This window comes from Ruegeria sp. CDSA034, from assembly GCF_059612275.1.
In genome coordinates this window covers 317,094-337,078 of record NZ_JBXWQH010000003.1, presented here as the reverse complement: position 1 = coordinate 337,078, position 19,985 = coordinate 317,094, and the positions used below count along the sequence as shown (strand labels likewise).

At 58.3% G+C, this 19,985-nt stretch carries 21 protein-coding genes; 11 read left to right on the top strand and 10 right to left on the bottom strand.

Annotation, left to right across the window (positions count from 1 at the left end):
- Positions 1-108 precede the first annotated feature (108 nt).
- The 4 genes from AC2FLJ_RS08460 to AC2FLJ_RS08445 are packed head-to-tail and all read left to right on the top strand — an operon-like array spanning position 109 to position 3,284.
- The gene (locus AC2FLJ_RS08460) at positions 109-558 is read left to right on the top strand and encodes a GNAT family N-acetyltransferase (protein ID WP_496696702.1); all 450 of its coding nucleotides are present in this window, start codon (positions 109-111) and stop codon (positions 556-558) included.
- The gene (locus AC2FLJ_RS08455; protein ID WP_496696704.1) at positions 555-1,922 is read left to right on the top strand and encodes a DUF2927 domain-containing protein; all 1,368 of its coding nucleotides are present in this window, start codon (positions 555-557) and stop codon (positions 1,920-1,922) included. The genes AC2FLJ_RS08460 and AC2FLJ_RS08455 overlap by 4 nt, the downstream gene beginning before the upstream one ends.
- Before the next feature lie 3 nt (positions 1,923-1,925).
- Positions 1,926-2,096 carry a hypothetical protein gene (locus AC2FLJ_RS08450; RefSeq protein WP_186437468.1) on the top strand — a complete coding sequence of 57 codons (171 nt, stop codon included), beginning with the start codon at positions 1,926-1,928 and terminating at the stop codon, positions 2,094-2,096.
- A gap of 3 nt (positions 2,097-2,099) precedes the next feature.
- Entirely contained in the window at positions 2,100-3,284 is a 1,185-nt protein-coding gene (locus AC2FLJ_RS08445) for a vWA domain-containing protein (protein ID WP_058274514.1), read from the top strand.
- Positions 3,285-3,287: 3 nt separating this feature from the next.
- Here the strand turns inward: AC2FLJ_RS08445 and trhA are convergent, their stop codons facing one another.
- Complete coding sequence (gene trhA / locus AC2FLJ_RS08440; RefSeq protein ID WP_496705415.1) at positions 3,288-3,956, bottom strand: PAQR family membrane homeostasis protein TrhA; 669 nt, start codon at positions 3,954-3,956, stop codon at positions 3,288-3,290.
- A 219-nt stretch (positions 3,957-4,175) separates the two neighbouring features.
- On the opposite strand from trhA, the gene AC2FLJ_RS08435 reads away from it, so the two are divergent.
- Positions 4,176-4,862: a M48 family metallopeptidase gene (locus AC2FLJ_RS08435; RefSeq protein ID WP_282120510.1), complete on the top strand. Its 687-nt coding sequence runs from the start codon at positions 4,176-4,178 to the stop codon at positions 4,860-4,862.
- 71 nt (positions 4,863-4,933) lie between these two features.
- Here AC2FLJ_RS08435 and AC2FLJ_RS08430 read toward each other — a convergent pair whose 3' ends face one another.
- Genes AC2FLJ_RS08430 through AC2FLJ_RS08410 form a run of 5 tightly spaced genes read right to left on the bottom strand, consistent with a single transcriptional unit; the run spans position 4,934 to position 10,211 of the window.
- The gene (locus AC2FLJ_RS08430) at positions 4,934-5,476 is read right to left on the bottom strand and encodes an RSP_2648 family PIN domain-containing protein (protein ID WP_496705267.1); all 543 of its coding nucleotides are present in this window, start codon (positions 5,474-5,476) and stop codon (positions 4,934-4,936) included.
- Positions 5,473-6,675 carry an RSP_2647 family RNA methyltransferase gene (locus AC2FLJ_RS08425; protein WP_496705265.1) on the bottom strand — a complete coding sequence of 401 codons (1,203 nt, stop codon included), beginning with the start codon at positions 6,673-6,675 and terminating at the stop codon, positions 5,473-5,475. Before AC2FLJ_RS08425 ends, AC2FLJ_RS08430 begins: the two co-directional genes overlap by 4 nt.
- A 38-nt stretch (positions 6,676-6,713) precedes the next feature.
- The gene (locus AC2FLJ_RS08420) at positions 6,714-6,986 is read right to left on the bottom strand and encodes a hypothetical protein (RefSeq protein WP_496705263.1); all 273 of its coding nucleotides are present in this window, start codon (positions 6,984-6,986) and stop codon (positions 6,714-6,716) included.
- Positions 6,973-9,762, bottom strand: coding sequence for a [protein-PII] uridylyltransferase family protein (locus AC2FLJ_RS08415; RefSeq protein ID WP_496705261.1), 2,790 nt, complete (start codon positions 9,760-9,762; stop codon positions 6,973-6,975). Before AC2FLJ_RS08415 ends, AC2FLJ_RS08420 begins: the two co-directional genes overlap by 14 nt.
- Positions 9,759-10,211, bottom strand: a complete 453-nt coding sequence (locus tag AC2FLJ_RS08410) for a DUF4440 domain-containing protein (protein ID WP_496705259.1) — start codon at positions 10,209-10,211, stop codon at positions 9,759-9,761. Before AC2FLJ_RS08410 ends, AC2FLJ_RS08415 begins: the two co-directional genes overlap by 4 nt.
- 84 nt (positions 10,212-10,295) lie before the next feature.
- Between AC2FLJ_RS08410 and AC2FLJ_RS08405 the strand changes: the two genes are divergently transcribed.
- The 4 genes from AC2FLJ_RS08405 (at position 10,296) to AC2FLJ_RS08390 (ending at position 12,513) form a co-directional block, all read left to right on the top strand.
- The gene (locus AC2FLJ_RS08405; RefSeq protein WP_282151432.1) at positions 10,296-10,718 is read left to right on the top strand and encodes a DUF2852 domain-containing protein; all 423 of its coding nucleotides are present in this window, start codon (positions 10,296-10,298) and stop codon (positions 10,716-10,718) included.
- Positions 10,719-10,783: 65 nt separating this feature from the next.
- A complete protein-coding gene (locus AC2FLJ_RS08400) occupies positions 10,784-11,215 on the top strand; it encodes an RDD family protein (protein WP_496705257.1) in 432 nt (143 codons plus the stop codon).
- Between the two features lie 77 nt (positions 11,216-11,292).
- Positions 11,293-12,117, top strand: coding sequence for an arginyltransferase (locus AC2FLJ_RS08395; RefSeq protein WP_282151434.1), 825 nt, complete (start codon positions 11,293-11,295; stop codon positions 12,115-12,117).
- A 6-nt stretch (positions 12,118-12,123) separates the two neighbouring features.
- The gene (locus AC2FLJ_RS08390) at positions 12,124-12,513 is read left to right on the top strand and encodes a VOC family protein (protein ID WP_496705255.1); all 390 of its coding nucleotides are present in this window, start codon (positions 12,124-12,126) and stop codon (positions 12,511-12,513) included.
- 135 nt (positions 12,514-12,648) lie between these two features.
- Here AC2FLJ_RS08390 and AC2FLJ_RS08385 read toward each other — a convergent pair whose 3' ends face one another.
- The 3 genes from AC2FLJ_RS08385 to AC2FLJ_RS08375 form a co-directional block, all read right to left on the bottom strand.
- Positions 12,649-15,003, bottom strand: coding sequence for a TRAP transporter large permease subunit (locus AC2FLJ_RS08385; RefSeq protein ID WP_109311367.1), 2,355 nt, complete (start codon positions 15,001-15,003; stop codon positions 12,649-12,651).
- Positions 15,004-15,020: 17 nt separating this feature from the next.
- Positions 15,021-15,947 carry a TRAP transporter small permease subunit gene (locus AC2FLJ_RS08380; RefSeq protein WP_282151451.1) on the bottom strand — a complete coding sequence of 309 codons (927 nt, stop codon included), beginning with the start codon at positions 15,945-15,947 and terminating at the stop codon, positions 15,021-15,023.
- Between the two features lie 121 nt (positions 15,948-16,068).
- The gene (locus AC2FLJ_RS08375; RefSeq protein WP_058277547.1) at positions 16,069-17,151 is read right to left on the bottom strand and encodes a TRAP transporter substrate-binding protein; all 1,083 of its coding nucleotides are present in this window, start codon (positions 17,149-17,151) and stop codon (positions 16,069-16,071) included.
- A gap of 248 nt (positions 17,152-17,399) precedes the next feature.
- Between AC2FLJ_RS08375 and AC2FLJ_RS08370 the strand changes: the two genes are divergently transcribed.
- Together AC2FLJ_RS08370 and AC2FLJ_RS08365 are read left to right on the top strand one after the other, a co-directional pair.
- A complete protein-coding gene (locus tag AC2FLJ_RS08370) occupies positions 17,400-18,833 on the top strand; it encodes a cache domain-containing protein (protein ID WP_282169385.1) in 1,434 nt (477 codons plus the stop codon).
- On the top strand, positions 18,830-19,477 hold the full coding sequence (locus AC2FLJ_RS08365) for a response regulator transcription factor (protein ID WP_058277545.1): 648 nt from the start codon (positions 18,830-18,832) through the stop codon (positions 19,475-19,477). Before AC2FLJ_RS08370 ends, AC2FLJ_RS08365 begins: the two co-directional genes overlap by 4 nt.
- A gap of 83 nt (positions 19,478-19,560) precedes the next feature.
- Here AC2FLJ_RS08365 and AC2FLJ_RS08360 read toward each other — a convergent pair whose 3' ends face one another.
- Entirely contained in the window at positions 19,561-19,944 is a 384-nt protein-coding gene (locus tag AC2FLJ_RS08360; RefSeq protein WP_496705252.1) for a bleomycin resistance protein, read from the bottom strand.
- Positions 19,945-19,985 lie beyond the last annotated feature (41 nt).

Sequence of the window (19,985 nt, the reverse complement as noted above, 5' to 3'; positions counted from 1 at the left end):
AACACTTGGTGATCCCCGCTTGCCTTGCGGGGGGGCCGGTGTCAGCATTGGCCAAAAGGCCGTCCGGCGTCGTCGGGCAGTTCGGCCTGACGACATAGGAGCCATTGCTTGTCTGACACCCTCAATATCCGGGCGCTGCTGCCCGAAGATCGCGCCGAATGGGCCGAGATGTGGCGCGACTATCTGGCGTTTTATGAAGCGACCGTGCCGGATCAAACATATGACAGCACCTTCGCACGGTTGCTGGGCAATGATCCCAACGATTTTTCCTGCTTTGTGGCCGAAGCGAATGGTCAGCTTGTCGGTCTGACCCATTACCTGTTTCACCGCCATGCGTGGAAAGAAGAAAGCGTTTGCTACCTGCAAGACCTGTTCGCCCGGCCCGAGGCGCGCGGAACCGGCGTTGGCCGCGCCTTGATACAGGCAGTTTATGACGAGGCCGACCGGAAAAGCGCGCCTTCTGTCTATTGGCTGACGCAAGAGTTCAATCACACGGCGCGCAAGCTCTATGATCGGATCGGCAAGCAAACGCCCTTTATCCGGTATCAACGCCCATGATCAGGGTCGCTGCGGTCCTGTTTGGCTTTGCCGTCGCCGGATGCACCGCGGTCACCACCCCTGAACCGCCAACACGCGTTAAGGCGATCGAGGCAAACCTGCCGCCCGCCAAAGCGTTCACGTCAACCCGACCCAGACCACCCGCCCGGTCGAACGCTAATATTGCAGCCGATTTCCTTTCTTTGCACTTCGCGCTCGAAGGCGGCGCCACCCTGCCCGTCTTCACCCGGTTCGAGGGCCCCGTCACCGTTCGGCTTACGGGATCACCCACACCGTCAATGCAGCGCGATCTGACCCGGTTGTTGACGCGTCTGCAACGCGAGGCCGGGATCGACATTCGCCAGATAACGGATGGCCAGGCCAACATAACAATCGAGGCCGTTAGCCAGGAGCAGATACAGCGCATCCTGCCGCAAGCCGCCTGTTTCGTGGTTCCCAACGCATCCAGCTTTGAGGAATATCGACAGGACCGGCGCAAACGGAAGAGCAGTTGGACCGCGCTGCGCAGCCGCGAACGGCTGGGCATTTTCATTCCTTATGACGTGAGCCCGCAGGAAAAGCGCGACTGCCTGCACGAGGAACTGGCACAGGCACTGGGGCCGCTGAATGATCTGTATCACCTGCCGGATTCGGTGTTCAACGACGACAACATCCACACCATTCTGACCGGCTTTGACATGCTGATCCTGCGCACGGCTTACTCGCCCCAACTGCGCAGCGGAATGACGCGTGAGCAAGTCCAGGCCGTCCTGCCCGGCATCCTTAGCCGGCTGAACCCACGCGGCGACACTTTGCCGGCGCAACCTGTTTCGGACACACCGCGCGAGTGGATCAACGCCGTCCAAAAGTCGCTTGGATCAAGGCCAAGCACACGCAACCGGGTGAAAGCCGCGGAAAGAGCGGTTCAGATCGGGCAGGAAAAGGGCTGGACCGACCATCGGCGGGCATATCCGCATTATATTCTTGGCCGCATGGCGCAATTCGACAATCCGCAAGAAGCGATCCGACACTACGAAACTGCCATGCAATTTCTGCGCTCTGCTCCGGGAACTGAAATTCATCAGGCTTATGTGACCACGCAAACCGCGGCCTTCGCGCTGTCGCAGGGAAAAGGACCAGAGATCCTGCCCGAACTGGACAAGGCAATTGCTGTCATGTCGCGGGCCGAAAACGCATCTCAATTGGCCACTCTGTTACTGTTGAAATCCGAAGCGCTCAATCAGGCCGGACGCCCGAAACAGGCACGTACCGTCAGGCTGGACAGTCTGGCATGGGCGCGATACGGCTTTGGCTCGGAAGTCGTGGTCCGGTCGCTGATGCAGGAAGTTGCCGAAGGTCCGTCCACCAACAACAGAGGCGGGTAACGCATGGTCGTAGTTTTGGGAATGGCGTTATTGGGGGCGATCCTTGGCGCGATGAAGGCTCGCAAACGCAATGGCAGCGGCGCGGATATTGCCCAATATGCGGCCGGTTACGGCATCGCATTTGCCATTGTAGGTCTGGTGCTTTCCCTGATCCTGGTTCGTTTGGTGGGTTAACGCATGTTTCTGCCCTTTTTCGAAAACCTCCGCAAAGCTGGCATTCCCGTATCACTGCGCGAGTATCTGACTTTTCTGGAAGGCATGAAAAAGGGTCTGGCGACCTATGATGTCGAGGCGTTCTATTACCTCGCCCGCGTGTCGATGGTGAAGGACGAGCGCAATATCGACAAGTTCGATCAAGCTTTTGCCGCCAGCTTCAAAGGTCTGGAAGAGATCAGCTTTGATCAGGTGCTCGAAGCTGTCGATATCCCTGCCGAATGGCTGGCCAAGATGGCCGAGAAACACCTGTCAGACGAAGAAAAAGCCGAGATCGAGGCCATGGGCGGCTTTGAAAAACTGATGGAGACGTTGCGTGAGCGTCTCAAGGATCAGGAAGGTCGCCACCAAGGTGGCAACAAGTGGATCGGCACCGCCGGGACGTCGCCGTTCGGGGCTTATGGCTATAACCCCGAAGGTGTGCGGATCGGCCAGAAGGAAAGCCGCCATCAGCGCGCCGTCAAAGTGTGGGACAAGCGCGAATTCAAGAACCTGGACGACACGGTTGAACTGGGTACGCGCAATATTAAGGTCGCGCTGAAGCGCCTGCGTCGCTGGGCCCGCGAAGGTGCGGCCGAGGAACTGGATCTGGACGGCACCATCCGCGCCACCGCCGAACATGGCTATCTCGACGTCAAAACCCGCCCCGAGCGTCACAACGCAGTCAAAGTGCTGTTGTTTCTGGATGTGGGCGGCTCGATGGATCCACATATCAAAGTTGTCGAAGAGCTGTTTTCCGCTGCAAGAACCGAGTTCAAGCATCTGGAATATTACTACTTTCACAACTGCCTGTATGAAGGCGTCTGGCGTGACAATCACCGCCGATGGGATCAGCAGACTCCGACCCACGAAGTACTGCGCACCTATGGTTCAGACTACAAGTGCATCTTCGTCGGCGACGCCTCGATGAGCCCTTATGAGATTGCCTATCCCGGAGGCGCGAACGAACATTGGAACAAAGAAGCCGGTCAGGTCTGGCTGCAGCGCGCGCGCGAGCAGTGGACATCAAATCTGTGGATCAATCCGGTGCCGGAAAAGTACTGGGAATACACCCATTCCATTGGCATGATCCGCGAGGTTTTCGAGGACCGCATGGTGCCGATGACACTGGCCGGGTTGGAACAGGGGATGCGGGAACTGACCCGCTGACCGTCAGATCTGCAGGACCGGCGCCCAGGCAATGCGGAACGAAACCGCAAGGAAAAACAACACGCTGCCTGTCAGAACGAAGACGTGCCAGATCGTGTTGTGGAACGGCAACCAATCCAGAAGATAAAAGGCGATGCCCGCGGTATAGACGATGCCTCCGGTGATCATCAGCGCCACAACTGGTTGCGACAAGTCGGCCAGCAGCGATTGACCCGCCCAAACGGACGCCCATCCCATCAACACATACAGCGCCAAACCAAACCAACGGAACCGGTGCGGGTCGATCATTTTCAGGATTGATCCAAGGGTTGCAGATGACCAAAGACCGATCATGAGCCCGGTCATTGGGGCACCGGAAAGCAAGATGAACGGCGTGTAAGTACCTGCAATTTTGACGTAAATCCCCGAGTGATCTAGGCGGCGTAGCAGCTCACTCCATCGATCAGATTGCACCATGTTGTACAAAGCCGAAAACGACAACATCAGTATGAGCGTGAAGCCGTAGACGGAGACCCCAAGAACAGCAGCAGGCTCGGTCCGGTATAAGGCGGTCAACGCGATCAGCGCCGGAACGGCAACAATAGCCGCAGTGACGCCAAGGATATGAACAACGCCATCACTGAAACGTTCAGCCCTGCTATAAGTCGGGCGGATATCGGCAAATGACCACATAATTTCAAAGTTATGGCGCAACCTGCCCTGCGACAAGTCTGGCAGCCGCGGTATTTCACCTGTTCACCTCAGTTTGATTGCCCTCAAGAGGGTTACCGGCGGCGATTTTCTTTTGCGCAGTGGGCCGTTGGAAGCAATGGACAACAATCTTGTTGTTAACGCGGAGTTTATGACACTGGGCCAGTTGCCTAATCCCCTGTCCGAAACCATATTTGTACCATGCTACGTCTTACCCCGATCCTGCTGGCGATCGCCTACGCCATTGTGATGTACCGAATTTCCGTCTGGCGCACCCATAAGGATTTGGATGCAAAGTCGACTGAGCTGGCCGACCCTGCCCTGAAACGCATGACCGACCGGCTGGCTGCAGCGTTAGAGATCGACCGGGTGCCGGTCTACATCTACGAGATTGACCCCGTGAACGGTTTGGCGGCACCCGACGGTCGGATTTTTATCACGCGTGGATTCTACCGCAAATTTCGCAGCGGTGAGGTTTCCGCCGAAGAAATGGCCAGCGTCATCGCGCATGAATTGGGTCACGTGGCGCTGGGGCATGCGCGCCGCCGGATGATCGACTTTTCCGGGCAGAATGCGCTGCGGGCCGCTTTGATGATGCTGCTGAACCGCTTTATCCCGTTTATCGGCGCGTGGATTGCAAATATGCTGACACACCTGTTGGCGTCGCGCCTGTCGCGCAGTGATGAGTATGAAGCTGATGAGTATGCCGCCGCTTTGCTGACCAAAGCCGGGATCGGAATCGGGCCGCAGAAGTCGTTGTTTCACAAGCTGGAAGACCTGACGCAGCAGCGTGCTGGCGTTGTGCCCGCCTGGTTGATGAGCCATCCAAAAACAGACGAACGGATCGCTGCTCTGGAGGCATTAGAGCAGCGTTGGAACCGTGGCTGATCTAACGGCGGCGAGAGGCCAGCTGATCGCGCTCTCCGGGAAAATTCTAGCCAGATGAAGCTGAATCCCGATTACGTAGAGAGCGCTTTGCCCAGACGTGGGAGACGGGCTTTTTTCATCAGCGGGCGCAAGGTCCATTGGTCGCCCGACAGGCGGTTGGCCTCGGCCAGGACACGGTTGGCTGTGTCGCTTATGCCGTCGGGATCGGATTGCCAGAAGCCCTGCAACAGACTGTCCGGATCACGGCGGTCCAGCCCTTCCTCGGACAGGATGTTTCGGGGAAAGTCCTTGGCGTTGACGGTAACGATCACGTCCGCCGAGGATGCAACGGCCGTTGCCAGAACATGGATATCCGCGCTGTCCGGCAGCCAGAGCCGCTGTTCGACATTGGTTGCCGCAGGAAACTCGGCTTTCGGCCAATTGGTCTGCGCTAGTGCGATTTCGGCGCGTGCCTGAGCCTCGCCTGTTGGGCCCAGCTTACGGGCCGCACGCGCCCATTCCTCGAGGATGCGCGCCGACCACACGGGGGTAAAATGGCCTAGTTTGGCAGCGCCGAGCAGCATCTCTCGCATCACCGTAGGGTAGATGACGCAGGTATCCAGAACTGCCTTCACAGCCGGTAGAACACAGCTTTGAGATAGCCGCTTTCAGCCAGTTGCGGTAGCTGTGGATGGTCGGGTCCGGCAAAGCCTGTATGGATCAGTTGCGCCTGTCGCCCTGCCCGACCAATCCCCCGAGACGACGCGTCGCGGAACCGCCCCAGATCAGCCGCGTGCGAGCACGAGCACAGGCCCAGATAGCCGCCGGGTTTGACCAGAGCCGCCGCCAGACGGGCCACTCGTTCATAGGCACGCAGGCCCGCGTCCAGCGCTTGTCTGGAAGGTGCAAAGGCTGGCGGATCACAGATGACGACGTCGAACTGCGCGCCCTCTTCACCCAATTGGGTCAGGACATCGAAGGCATCGCCTTGGCGGGTCTGGAACGTGTCAGCAAAACCAGAGGCCTCGGCCCCTTTGGTCGCGAGATCCAGCGCGACTGCAGATCCATCCACAGACAGCGCCTGCCCTGCACCACCAGCCAGCATGGCCAGTCCGAAGCCACCCACGTGGCTGAAGACGTCCAATACCTGCGCGCCCGGTTGCACCAATCGCGCGGCGAAAGCATGGTTAGGCCGTTGGTCATAGAACAGACCGGTTTTCTGACCGCCAGTCAGATCGGCCATGTAGGTCGCGCCATTCATCGGCACTGGTAGCGGCGCATCTGGCGCTGTACCACGCAGTGTAACGTTCACGTCGTCCAAGCCTTCCAGCCCTCGGGTTCGCCCCGAGGCGTTTTTGAGCACGGTTGTCACGCCTGTCACGGTGACCAGTGCTTCGGTCAGAGTTTCCAGGTGCACCTCGGCCCAGGCGGCGTTGGGTTGGATCACACATGCATCTCCGAACCGGTCGATGATGACACCCGGAAAGCCGTCTGCTTCGGCATGGATCAGACGGTAATACGGGGCTTCGAATAGACGTTCGCGCATCTCAAGCGCGCGGCGCAGACGAGTTTCGAACCACGCGGCGTCCAGTTGCACGTCCAGATCTCGGTCCAGAACGCGGCACATGATTTTGGAGTCAGGATTCACCGCAACCAGCGCTATGGGCGCGCGTTTGTCATCCTCAAGCACCGCCAAAGCCCCTGCTGGGATCTTTCGTGTCCGACGGTCCGTCACGATGTCATTGGCATACACCCACGGAAAACCGTGGCGCAGGCCACGTGCGTTGGCTTTGGGCTTCAGGCGGATACGGGGGTGATCGGCAGTTTGGGTCATGACGCCCTCATAGTCGCGAATACCCCCAGGGAAAAGCCCTAGCGGTCGCGCGATCGCCAACCGCCGCGCCGCTTGGGGGTTTTGGCAGATTGCAACCCCTCAGCCAGCACCTGCGTCATAGGGTGATCGGCGTCCTGCTGGGAATAGGCGGCATGCAGATCGATCAGCGCCTGGGATTGGTCCCGTTCAGCGGGCAGGCTCAGCGCCCAGTCCAGAAAAATGCTGCGGCATTCAGGCAATGTGATGCCTTCGATCCGATACGCCTCGCGGATCAACCCCTTGTGATCATTTGGATCTTTACTCTGCACCATCATCTTCGTCCCTGATCACGCCGCCAATGATCCCGGCGGCCGTGCTGTAGTTGTCTTGCAGCGCGCTTTGCAGCTGTTCAACCTGTTCAAATCCAGTCGCGCGGCACAGGAAGGCAGATCCGCCCTCGCCGACCTTGTCAGCTTCGATGACCTTGCCGGACAACAAGCGCGCCGCGCATTGTACGGACCAGCATAGGTCGTAGCAGTCCTTCAGCGTTTGCGCCTGAGCGACGTCCAACAAACCAGCAGCGACGGCGCCGTCCAAACCGGAATGCACATCACGCTGCGCCACGCCTGACAACAGCGCCCCGGTTTCGGCCATCAGCTCGATATCCATCATCCGGCCGGGACCGTTTTTGGCGTCCCAGATCCCTGCTGGTGATTTGGCAGCGGCCAAGCGGGCGCGCATCTCGGCCACTTCGCGCAGGGCCTTCTGCTGGTCACGCGGTTGCGACAGCAAGCCTGTGCGGAACGCCTCGATGTCTTCAGCCAGACCTTCGTCTCCGGCGATCACGCGGGCTCGCGTCAGGGCGAGGTGTTCCCAAACCCAGGCCTCGTTCTGCTGATAGTTGGTAAAGCTGGCCCAGCTTGTCGCCACCGGCCCCTGATTGCCTGACGGACGCAGGCGCATATCGACCTCATACAGCCGCCCTTGCGACATCGGCGCTGATAGGGCCGTGATCAGCGCTTGCGTAAACCGTGCGTAATAAGTGCGAGTGGCCAATGGGCGCGGTCCCTCGGACATCTCTTGATCCAGAGGGTCATAGATCACGATCATATCCAGATCGGATTGCGAGTTGATTCGCCCAGCCCCAAGGGACCCCATGCCCAGCACGGTTGCACCGCGCCCCGGGGCCGGACCGTGTTTACGGGCAAACTGTTCGGACACACGCGGTAGGATCGCAGCGATCACAGCGCTGGCAAGCTGAGCGTATTGCTGCCCCGCCTGTTCACCATCGATCAGCCCGCGTAGGTGATGAACGCCAACGCGGAAGTGCCATTCCTTGCACCAGCGGCGGGCCAGATCCAGCTGACTTTCGTAATCTGCTTCCTCCGAAAGGGCCTGATCCAGATCCGCCTGCAACGTGGCTTGCCCCGGCCAGTCGCTAAAGAAACTACCGCCGATCACCGCATCAAACACCGATGCATTGCGCGACAGATGCGCCGCAAGCGCGTGGGATGTCCCGACGATATCAATCAGCAGGTCGATCAGGTGGGGGTTGGCCTCAAACAGTGAGAACAGCTGAACGCCGGCGGGCAAGCCTGACAGAAAACCATCCAGCGCCCGCAGCGCCTCGTCCGGTTGCGCCGTTTTTGCCAAACGCGATAGCAACTCGGGCTTGAGACGTTCGAAAATCCGCGCGCCGCGTTGCGATCGCAGTGCAGGATATGTCGTCCAGCGGGCCAGAACGTTCTGGTCAAAATCCACCTCGCCAACTGGCGCTCGCGTCGAGGAACCGGGCGCAAAAAAGCCTTCGGTCAGGTCGTGCACTTCGGTCAGCCTGTGGGTCAGGTCACGGGTCAGTTCGTCGACGTCTACTCCCATCAGGCAAGCGACGCGTTCTATCCCGTCCGGCGATTGCGGCACCTTGTGGGTCTGAGCGTCATGGACCATTTGGATACGGTGTTCGACCTCACGATGGGCGCGATAATGATCAGTCAGCTTATCTGCCACATCCTGCGGGACCCAGCCTTTTTCGGCAAGCGCCGCCAATCCGGGCACCGTGCCGCGCACGCGCAAGTCAGGGTCTCGACCCCCAGCGATCAACTGGCGGGTCTGGGTAAAGAACTCGATTTCGCGAATGCCGCCCTGCCCCAGTTTCATGTCATGACCCGGAATGGTCAGAGCACCGCCGGTTCCCTTATTTTCACGTATGCGCAGCCGCATGTCATGGGCGTCCTGAATGGCAGCAAAATCCAGGTGACGCCGCCAGACAAAGGGGCGCAGCGTATCCAGAAACCGTTGTCCTGCCACAATATCGCCAGCGCATGGGCGTGCTTTTATATAGGCCGCGCGCTCCCACGTGCGGCCCAGGCTTTCATAGTACCGCTCGGCTGCCTCAGCCGCCATACAGACCGGCGTCACAGCCGGATCCGGGCGCAGGCGCAGATCAGTGCGGAATACATACCCATCCGCCGTCTTATCGCTGAGCGTGGCGCAGAAATTGCGTGTCGCCCGCACCATGCCTTGCCGCGCTTCGTAGAAGTCATCGGGATCAAACCGCGTCTCATCGAACAGGACGATCAGGTCAATGTCCGAGCTGTAATTCAACTCGTACGCGCCCATCTTGCCCATCGCCAGGATAATCATCCCGGCGGCGGTTTCGACATCGTCCGGCCCCATGCCCGGAAGTTTGCCGCGCCGGATCAGGTTGGCGATCTCGGCCTTGGCCGCCACATCCGCCGCCAACGCGCCAAAATCGGTTAGCGCCGCGGTCACCTTTTCCAACGGCCACGCGCCCGCCAGATCAGCCAGAGCGGTCAGCAACGCCATCCGTCGCTTGGCCAGCCGCAGCCCCGGTTTCAACTGATCCGGCGGTAGCATTCGCGCAGCCTGCAAAACGTCGGCCAGCGCGTCATCGGGGTGTTGCAGCGCTGAGGCCAACCAATCGTTTTCGTGATCGATCAAGTTTTTCAGATAGGGGCTGGACCCTGCTGCCCCAGCGATCAACTCGCCCTGTTCGGATGTAATGCCGCTGACCGCCGCGCGCGCATCATCGCCAAGCGACTGGTCGAATGCACGTGGTAGGCGCTGAATGGAAAGAGGCCCAGTCATTTCCCCTCCAGGGGCGTATCCTGACTGAAACTGTTGACCCAGACGTCATGCCGCCGCTCCCAAAGCGACGAGATTAGCATTGCCTCCCAACCCTCGGCCTTGGGTCGCTGATAGTCGGCCCGGTACGACAGCAGAACGATATCCGAGGTCAAAACCCGCAACCGGGTGTCGCTTAATTCATAGCGCGCCATCGTCGGCGCGTCGGCAAACTGTCCCACGTGATCATCCCGGTTCGCAAACCCCGTCGGATAAACCCCAAGAAAATCTGGGCTCAGCAAGGCCCGGTCTGCAGCCGCGTTGCCTTCCATCAGGGCGGTCCAAACCTGCTTTTCCAGGTTTAGAATTTCATCCAGCGTCGGAGGTGTCGTATTTTCAACATGTTGCATAGGCGGAAAGTGCGCCCGTTCCGCAGCCAGGTCAACCGTCGCAAAATCCAAAATGTAAATCATTTTTACATCGACCCCTTGCAACCCCCGCTTCAGTCCCCATCTAGACAATGTGAACGCAATTTACATCAAACCCGGAGAACCCAAATGACCGCATTGTCCGACCACGCCGTCCCACAAAATCCGGGGTGGCTCTCTCGTGCCGAAGCCTGGATGGATGACAAGGGCAAAGGGGCCTGGATCGCCGCCATGGTCCTTGGTTTCATCTTTTTCTGGCCCGTTGGCCTGGCGCTTCTTGCCTATATGATCTGGAGCAAACGCATGTTTAGCAAATCCTGCAGCAGTCGCAAATCCTGGCACAGCCACATGAGTGCGATGAAGCCATCCGGCAATAGCGCGTTTGACGCCTACAAGTCCGACACCCTGGCCCGACTCGAGCGCGAACAACAGGAATTCGAATCCTTCCTGCGCCGCCTGCGCGACGCCAAAGACAAGGCCGAGTTTGACCAGTTCATGGACGAACGCGCCCGTGAAAACAACGATGAGGCTGAAAACGGCGAACGCGCCTAAGCCGACCTTGCCCTGTCCCGACATTCGGGACAGGGTGTCCTAAATTCTCAGCCGGAAATCAAAATATGACCCACCTGCCCGACCCAGACCGACAGCCGGAGTTTTACCAGTCTGTCGCGACCAAGCGTTTTATCGCCTGGCTTTTCGACATCGCCTTTATCTCGCTGTTGTGTACGGTGGCCATCCTGCTGACCTTTGGTCTGGGCTTCTTCGTTCTGGCCTTGATCTATGCCGTCGTCAGTTTCGTCTACCGCGTGATTACCATCGCCAATGGCTCGGCCACACTGGGAATGCGCTTTATGGGGATCGAACTGCGCGATTCATTTGGATCCCGGATGGATTTGGGCAAAGCGGTGGCCCACACGGCCGGGTATTTTGTCAGCATGGCCTTTCCGGTCATACAGATCATCTCAGTCATCATGATGCTGACCAACGCACGTGGCCAGGGACTTACCGATGCGTTCCTTGGAACTGTCATGATCAACCAGCGCGCGTAAAAAATTCAACGACGTGAATCACTTGGCGGTTTTAGGATCGGTTGTTATCATCCGGTCCAAGGAAACACGGAACGTTCATGCGACACACGCTGCCAATCGCGCCACAATTCTATGTGACGGCCCCACAACCTTGCCCTTATCTTGAGGGCAGGATGGAGCGTAAATTGTTCACTGCCCTTCAGGGGGAAGGTGCGGATCAGCTGAATAACTCATTGTCCCAACAAGGGTTTCGCCGATCGCAAAATGTGTTGTACCGCCCGTCCTGCTCCGATTGCGCAGCCTGTTTGTCGGCCCGGATCGACGTGACGGCCTTCCGCCCAAGCAAAAGTCAGAAACGCGCGGCCAAACGCAACGCGTACCTGCAACGCAGGGCAAATTCTCCCTGGGCCACGGATGAGCAATACGAACTCTTCCGCCGCTACCTGGATACCCGCCACGCGGATGGTGGAATGGCCGATATGGACGTTTTCGAGTTCGCCGCGATGATCGAAGAAACCCCGATCCGCAGCCGGGTCGTGGAATATGCCGACCCAAGTACCGGAGATCTGATCGGCGTTAGCCTGACGGATGTCCTGGATGACGGCCTCAGCATGGTCTACTCGTTCTACACCCCCCAGCAACCGCAAAACTCGCTGGGCACGTATATGATCCTCGATCACATCGACATCGCGCGCGAAGCCGGGTTGCCATATGTCTACCTCGGATACTGGGTGCCGGGCAGCCCCAAGATGGGTTACAAAGCGCGCTTCTCAGGGCTTGAGGCCTATTACCAGGGCGAATGGATCAGCGTAAACAACCCATCTGAACTGACGGATTCCAGCCGCCACCCTTTGTCCACCGCGCCAATCGCGGAACAGGTTGCCAGCATCCAACTGCCCGACCGCCACCCTACCAAAGGCTGATATCCCATGCCCCAAAGTCTTTTCGCCGTCACCCTCGTGGTGCCGGACTACGATGACGCGATCGCCTTCTATACCCAAACACTCAGTTTCACCCTGCAGCAGGATATTGATCTCGGCGGTGGCAAACGCTGGGTCCGGGTTGCCCCGCCGGGTTCGGGCGACGCATCCCTGCTGCTGGCCAAGGCAGATAGCCTAAGCCAGACCGCTGCCGTTGGAAACCAAACCGGCGGGCGCGTCGGCTTTTTCCTTCAAACCGATGATTTCCAACGTGACCAAAACGCAATGATCACTGCAGGCGTCCATTTCGAGGAAGACCCACGCAATGAGCCCTATGGCATCGTCGCCGTCTGGCGCGACCCGTTCGGCAATCGCTGGGATCTGATCCAGTTCACCTGATCTGCACTTCATCTGGCAAAAAATATCCCGGGGTTGAATTGGTCGCATACCAAGAAGGGGCAGCGCCCCTTCCCCCAAACACCAAGGCAAAGGGGGCCCAAAGGCCCCCTTTTCAATTTGGTTATGAACGTCGCATCAATTCGGGATCAGATCCGGAACGATGGTCACGATCGACGGGAAGAACCACAGGATCGCAATCCCGACCACCTGAATGATCACGAACGGAATGATCCCACGATAGATGTGGCCTGTTGTGACTTCTTTGGGCGCGACGCCTCGTAAGTAGAATAGCGCAAACCCAAACGGCGGCGTAAGGAACGACGTCTGAAGGTTCACCGCCACCATGATCGTCACCCATTTCGGATCGAACGAGCCACCATAAATCACCGGTCCCACGATAGGGATCACGATGTAGATGATCTCGAGGAAATCCAGCACGAAGCCCAGAATGAACAGCACCAGCATCACGATCAGGAAGACCGTGAACTCGTTGTCAAAGCTGCGCAGGAACTGCTGAATATAGTGCTCACCCCCGAACGAGATCACCACCAGGTTCAGCAGTTGCGATCCGATCAGGATGGTGAACACCATCGAGGTCACCTTGGCCGTTTCGCGCACCACCGGCGTCAGAACCCCACTGGTGAACAGAACCCAGCACCCAAACAGCAGACCGAAAAGGGCATACAGATAGGCACCGTAAGCAATTATGAAGGCGACCCAGGTCTCAAAGTTCACATTGCTCTGATTGATGCGCAGATCAAAGTTCACGCCCATCAGCAGCGCAATGATCACGGCAAAAGTGGCCCAGATGATCACCTTGCCCGAGCGCTCTTGGTCCTGCAGCTTTCGATAGGCTGCCAGCATGATCGCTCCGCCCGCTCCCAACGCGGCCGCTGGTGTCGGGTTGGTCACACCGCCCAGAATTGATCCTAGCACCGCGATAATCAGAACCAATGGCGGAAAGACCACCCGGATCAAATCATTCGTGGCACACCGGGCTGCCGCCTCCTTGCAGCCGTACATTGCCAAGGCAAAGGGCAAAGCCAGAAGGACGAAGGTCAATCCCGAAGACGTTGTTGGTGCAATCAACAGAACATCAACCAGTAACATCAACAGCAGACCGATAGCGCCCAAAATCAACGGCTGCGTCGGTTTGGACGGCGCAATGCCGCGGCCCATGACCAGTGTCAGACCCAGCAGAACCACAATCACCGCAACACCAGTACCAATCGGCGCCGCAGCGGCGATCTTGGCCTCGCGCGCCTCGACCAGGGCCTCTTCGCTCAGTCGTTCGGCGTTGGCGACACCACCTGCGGCGTCAATCGTTTCCTGCTCGGATACGGCCTGATCCCAGGCGGATTGTCCGTGCAGCTCGATCATCGACACCTTGCACTGCTCGGAAACATTGGTGCGCAGCGACGCGCCCGCACCGATGTCTGAAAACGCCGAGACGTTGATGTTCTGGCTGCCAATGACCCCCGAGCTGCCCAGCAGGACTGCGCCAACAATCAGGGCGACAGGTGCTCCAAGCAACCAAGTCAGGCCTTCACTGCGCGTGATCGGCTCACCACTTCCGCCGGACATTGGAACTGCCGGTGCTTTCTCAGGGTTCAACAGTGCATAGCCAAAGGCATATAGCGCATAGAGCAACGCTAACATGATCCCCGGCAACAAGGCGGCCTGGAACAGCGTTCCGACCGAAACCACAGCCGGTTCCCCCAGATAGGTCAGCGCATCGGTACAGCCTGCGTCCTGAGCGCGCGTTTCCTGCGCGGTTGAATAGAGATCACCCGCCAAGGTGCCCAACAGAACGATCACGATGGACGGCGGAATGATCTGCCCCAACGTGCCCGATGCCGCAATCACACCCGTCGCCAGTTCAGGCGAGTAGTTGTTGCGCAACATGGTCGGCAGCGCCAGCAGGCCCATGGTTACCACGGTCGCACCAACAATACCGGTCGAGGCCGCCAGGAATGCACCCACGACCACGATCGACACGGCCAGACCACCCGGCAGCGGTCCGAAGACGCGCGCCATTGTTGTCAGCAGATCGTTCGCGATCTTTGAGCGTTCCAGCGTGATGCCCATCAGAACGAACATCAGAACGGCCAGCAGGGTCTCAATAGACTGCCCCGCCAGAACGCGTTCGTTCATGCGGTTCACGATGAACGAGACATTGCGGTCCAGCGCGGTTTCCCAGCCTTGCACAAAGACCGGCTCGGCGATCCTTGGTAAATCCGGGAAGCGGAACACCGACACCGTGTCCGGTTTGACGCCCGAATTCACAAGGTCTCGGTATGCTTGGGAACTGGTATCAATTGCCTGGTGTATTAACAGACCGGCACTGTCCAGCGCGGCGATGATCCCGAATGAGATGATACCGGCCCCACCGATGGCAAAAGCCACCGGGAACCCGGAGAGGATGCCCCCAAAGAGGCAGAAGAATACGATAATGAGGCCTATCTCGACGCCATCAAGTCCGAATAACATAGTCTGGGTCTCCGTCCCTAATGTGCGCCTTCGTAGGCTTCTTCACCCTCGCCAAGGCTGTCCTTGTCGAGATATTTTCCAACGCTGTCCGGCCCTTCCACGTATTCCAGATACGAGCGGTACAGGAATGCGATCGCGTGCAGGAATACCATCGCGGCAAAGGCCACGAGCAGTATCTTGAACAGGAAGTATCCGTTGAACCCATTTGGGCTGAACCCGATGGTTTCAATGTTCCAGCGCAGCGCGCGGGATTTCATCACCAAACGATCCAGCGTGTCACTGGCCGACGGTTTCGGCACGATCAGGTGCCGCCACATGAAGTACCAGCCATACATCCAGGTCAGCACCGCCATTGGCATCATGAAGAAAACCGCACCCAACATGTCGACCACGCGTTTGGCGCGGTGACTGATACCTGCATAGATAAGGTCAACACGTACGTGACCGCCTTGCACGAATGTGTATGTGCAACACAGGCAGACGACCATCGCGTTATAGAGTTTCAGCTCTTCCGCGAACCAGCTGATATCCATCTGAAACGGAATACCCAATCCAAACGACATATCCGGGCGGGTAAACACGCGTTGCATGAACACAATGACGATCTGCTGAATGACCATCAACAAACCGGCCCAGGCAAAGAAACGCCCGGTGGTGTTGGCGAACCCTTCCAGGCCTCGCACCATGCCCCACATGAAATTCCGGTAGTACAGCCCGATGGCCGTCAGAACCAGAAAGAGTGTGAAAACCACAAAGAAGAACTCGACCGATCCACCGTAGTAGACAAAGCGCATGATCGCTTCTTTGTCCGACCAGTTCAGCCAGAGTTGCGGATGCGTGATGGCGTATCCGAAATTATAGAAGGCTTCGGCAATGTTTTGAACGAACCACACAAGTCCGTTCCACAGGGCGCCGAAGAACGAGATACCGTTTTCGTCCTGCATGTTGTCCCCAGGTCGTATCAGTTGCACTGCTGATTATAGCGGTTTGATGGGTCCGCGCATACGCAACAGAGAAAGGTTTCCCCGCGAAGGCGGGGAAACCAATTGATCGTTTGGAAAACGTTTAGCCGCGGACGCGGTTACGCTGTGTTGTGTAAACACCCGACGACAGGTCCTGCCAGCCGGCCGACGATGCCGACGACGCCATGTGGCTGTCGTGGATTTTCTTGAACAGCTCGTCGCCCATGTTTTCGTCCAGCACTTCTTGGCTGGCCTGACCGAACGCATCCCAGACGCTGTCGGGGAATTCCATGACCTTGACGCCACCTGATTGCAGGCGCTGCAGAGCGGCACCGTTATTGGCCAGAAACTGCGCCAGGTTCCACTGGTGGCATTCAGCCGCCGCGATCTCAATGATCTTCTGCTGCGCAGGTGTCAGGCTTTCGAAGACGTCGCGGTTGGTTGCCAGCGACAGGCCTGCATTCGGCTCGTGGAAACCGGCGGTGTAGTAGACCTTGGTGATTTCCTGGAAACCGGCCTTTTCGTCCGCCCACGGACCGATCCACTCGGTACCGTCGATCGCGCCGGACGACAGCGCCTGATACACTTCCGAACCCGGAATGTTCTGCACGGACGCGCCCAGTTTACCCAGAGCTTGACCGCCCAAACCAGGCATACGGAATTTCAGACCCTGGAAGTCTTCTGGACCGTTGATCTCTTTCGAGTACCAGCCACCCGCTTGCGCGCCGGTGTTACCTGCCAGGAACGATTTCAGACCAAAGATCTGGCCCAGCTCGTCATGCAGCTCCATGCCGCCGTCCTGATAGTACCAGTTCACCATTTCCTGAGCGGTCATGCCGAACGGAACAGCGGTGAAGAACGCATAGCCCGGGTGCTGGCCAACAAAGTAATAATCCGCCGCGTGATACATGTCGGCCTGCCCCGACGATACCGCGTCAAAGACTTCGAATGCGCCAACCAGTTCACCGGCAGCTTTGATGTCAACGGTCAGGTTACCGTCCGACATTGTGGTGATGCTGTCGGCGCAACGCTGTGCGCTGTCAAAAACACCAGCCAGGCCGCGACCCCACGAGGTTACCATGGTCAGCGTGCGCTTGCCCTGCGCATATGCCGGTGCCGCCAGCGTGGTGGCTGCAGCTGCCGAGCCGCCCAGAGCAGATGTTTTTAGAAATGAACGACGATCCATATGAGTGTTCCTCCCCTACATATTCAAAACCCGGGCAATTGCCGGGCGTAGTCGTTTTAAGTGCGCGTCAGCCTAATGACCAAGATCTGAATGTGAATACCTAGTACTACGTAGGGGATCGCGTTTTTGGCGTTTTCCCGGGTGCAAACCGTGACAAATGCAAAATAATTCTGCGCGCCGGCCCACTCATATGCGCCAATTCACCAAAAATTTTGCAATTTGCCGCCTGCTTGCGTATCGATTCGCCTATGAGGGGATTCCGAAATCTGATTTCACTGACCTACGGCCAGAAATTGTCGCTTGTGGCGGCGATCCCTCTGGTCGTCGCAGTGGCCGCGATTGCGTTCTTCGTGGTTCATGAATCCCGGGCAACCGCCGAACGTGAAATTGAAGCGCTTGAGCGGCGACTGATTGAAGCCAAGAAAGAAGAACTTAAGAACTATGTCACGCAGGCTCGAAACGGGTTTGCCTATATCTACGGACGGGCATCTACAGAGGATAAGGTCGCGCAGAACCTTGTGACGCAAATCCTGTCAGCGATGATCTACGGCAAGGACGGGTTCTTTTTTGTCTATGACTATGACGGCAACAATCTCGTCAGCCCGCGCCAGACCGAATTCATCAACCGGAACTGGGAGGGGCTGACCGATAGCGACGGCACTCCTGTTGTGGACGAATTCATCAGCCTGGCCCGTCAAGGTGCGGGCTGGCACAGTTTCATGTGGCAAAAACCTTCGACAGGCGAAGAGGCGCAAATGATCGCCTATGTGGTCGGCCTGCAGGATTGGCGGTGGGCTGTCGGCACAGGAGTTTTCATCGACGACATCGTCGCGACAGTCGCCAACGCGCGGGCCGAGGTCGAGGCCCGTGTGCAACGGACTTTCTCTTACATTGGCGCAATTGTTCTTGCCGCGGTGTTGGTTGTCTTCACCTCGGGCATGTTGCTGAACGTCCGCGAGCGCCGCCTGGCAGATGCCAAACTTAAAGAACTGACGCAGCGGGTTTTTGATGCGCAAGAGGAAGAGCGTGGGCGCGTGGCGCGCGAATTGCATGACGGTATCAGCCAGATCCTCGTCGGTGTCCGCTATGCGCTGGACAACGCCCGCCGTCGCCTGTCTCGCGGTGACGATGCCGGGGCACAGGCACCTCTGGAAAAGGGCATCGACACACTGGGCGCGGCTATTACAGAAGTCCGCCGCATCAGCCGCGACCTGCGGCCCGGCGTGCTGGACGATCTGGGCCTTGGCCCTGCCCTCAAGGCGCTGACCGACGATTTCTGCGAACGCACCGGGATCGAAACCGAATTCTCGACCGTGGTGTTCCGCAACCGGCTGGACCAGGACAGCAAGATCGCTCTGTATCGCATCGCCCAAGAAGCGCTGACCAATATCGAGCGTCATTCCGGGGCGACACGTGTTACAATCGACCTGCGCGGCCACAAGAAAGGCGCGACAATGCGGATCACCGACAATGGCCGTGGGTTACGCACCACACCTGATCCCGCCAACCCCGGTATCGGCCTGCGCAACATGCAGGAACGCATCGAACAGCTTGACGGATCGCTGCGCATTCTGTCATCACGCGCCCCACGCAGCGGCACAGTGATCGAGGTCAGCCTGCCTCTGAGCCACATGCTGCCGCCGCAAGAGGACGCAACGCCTAACCGAAAGGCTGGTACATGAGCGATCAGACAATCCGGGTTCTTATCGTTGACGACCACCCCATGGTCGCCGAAGGGATTCAGTCGATCCTTGAAAGCTATGATGAGATCGAGGTGGTCGGGACCTTGGGCAGCGGACAAGAGGCTGTGGATCAGGCGACCGATCTTGCGCCCGACGTGATCCTGATGGACCTGAACATGCCCGGTTTAGGCGGCCTTAGCGCGACCGAGATCATTCTGGAACGCCTGCCCCGGACACGCATCCTGATCCTGTCCATGCATGACAGCCCCGAATACATCTCGACCGCGCTGAGCCACGGCGCCAGCGGATACGTGCTCAAGGACGTGCCGACGGACGAGATCAAACAGGCTATCGACGCAGTGATGCGTGGTGAGCAGTACTTGTGCACCGGAGCCAGTGGATCGCTTCAGCCCAAAGGCGATAGCGCCCGCGAGGCATTGACCGGGCGCGAACAGACAATTCTGCTGGAATTGGCGCAGGGCAAATCCAACAAGGAAGTCGCCGCAGCATTGGATATCTCGGTTCGAACCGTTGAAACGCACCGCAAGAACATCCGGCGCAAACTTGGGATTTCATCCACCGCTGGCCTGACCCGCTATGCGCTTGAACATGGCGTACTACAAGGCACAAGCCCTGGCTTCTGACCCCGCAGCGCGGAATGCGCTGCCTGGCCCAACCGGAGGACGTGCGTCAAAGGCGCATCGACGACGGGCGGGAGCTTTTTAACTCAAGACTTTGCTCGCAAACCTTCGCCAAAAAACACCAGTGTTCCGTCCTCATCCAGGACGTGAAACTCGCGTTGTTGATACGGCTGATCAAACGGCGGACGCACGCGCCCCTCTGGTAAATCAGCCAACCCTGCCTTGAGGGTTTCATACAGATCATCAATCCCGGCCACATCGATGTAAAAGGACTGATCATCCCCCAAGGCACGCCCATCATCGCGTGGTGGGCATTCAAGCAATCGGATGGCAACCTTGCCACGCGACAGGAAGGCGTAATTGTCCTGCCTGAAAAAGCAGGAAAATCCCAACCGATCGCAATAAAAATCAATCTGCTTTTGCAGTGACGAACACAGAACAAATGGCGTGAGCTGTAGCAATTCCGGCATGTGCCCCTCCGACGGTAGCCCCTGCTCTCGATTGTAACCCG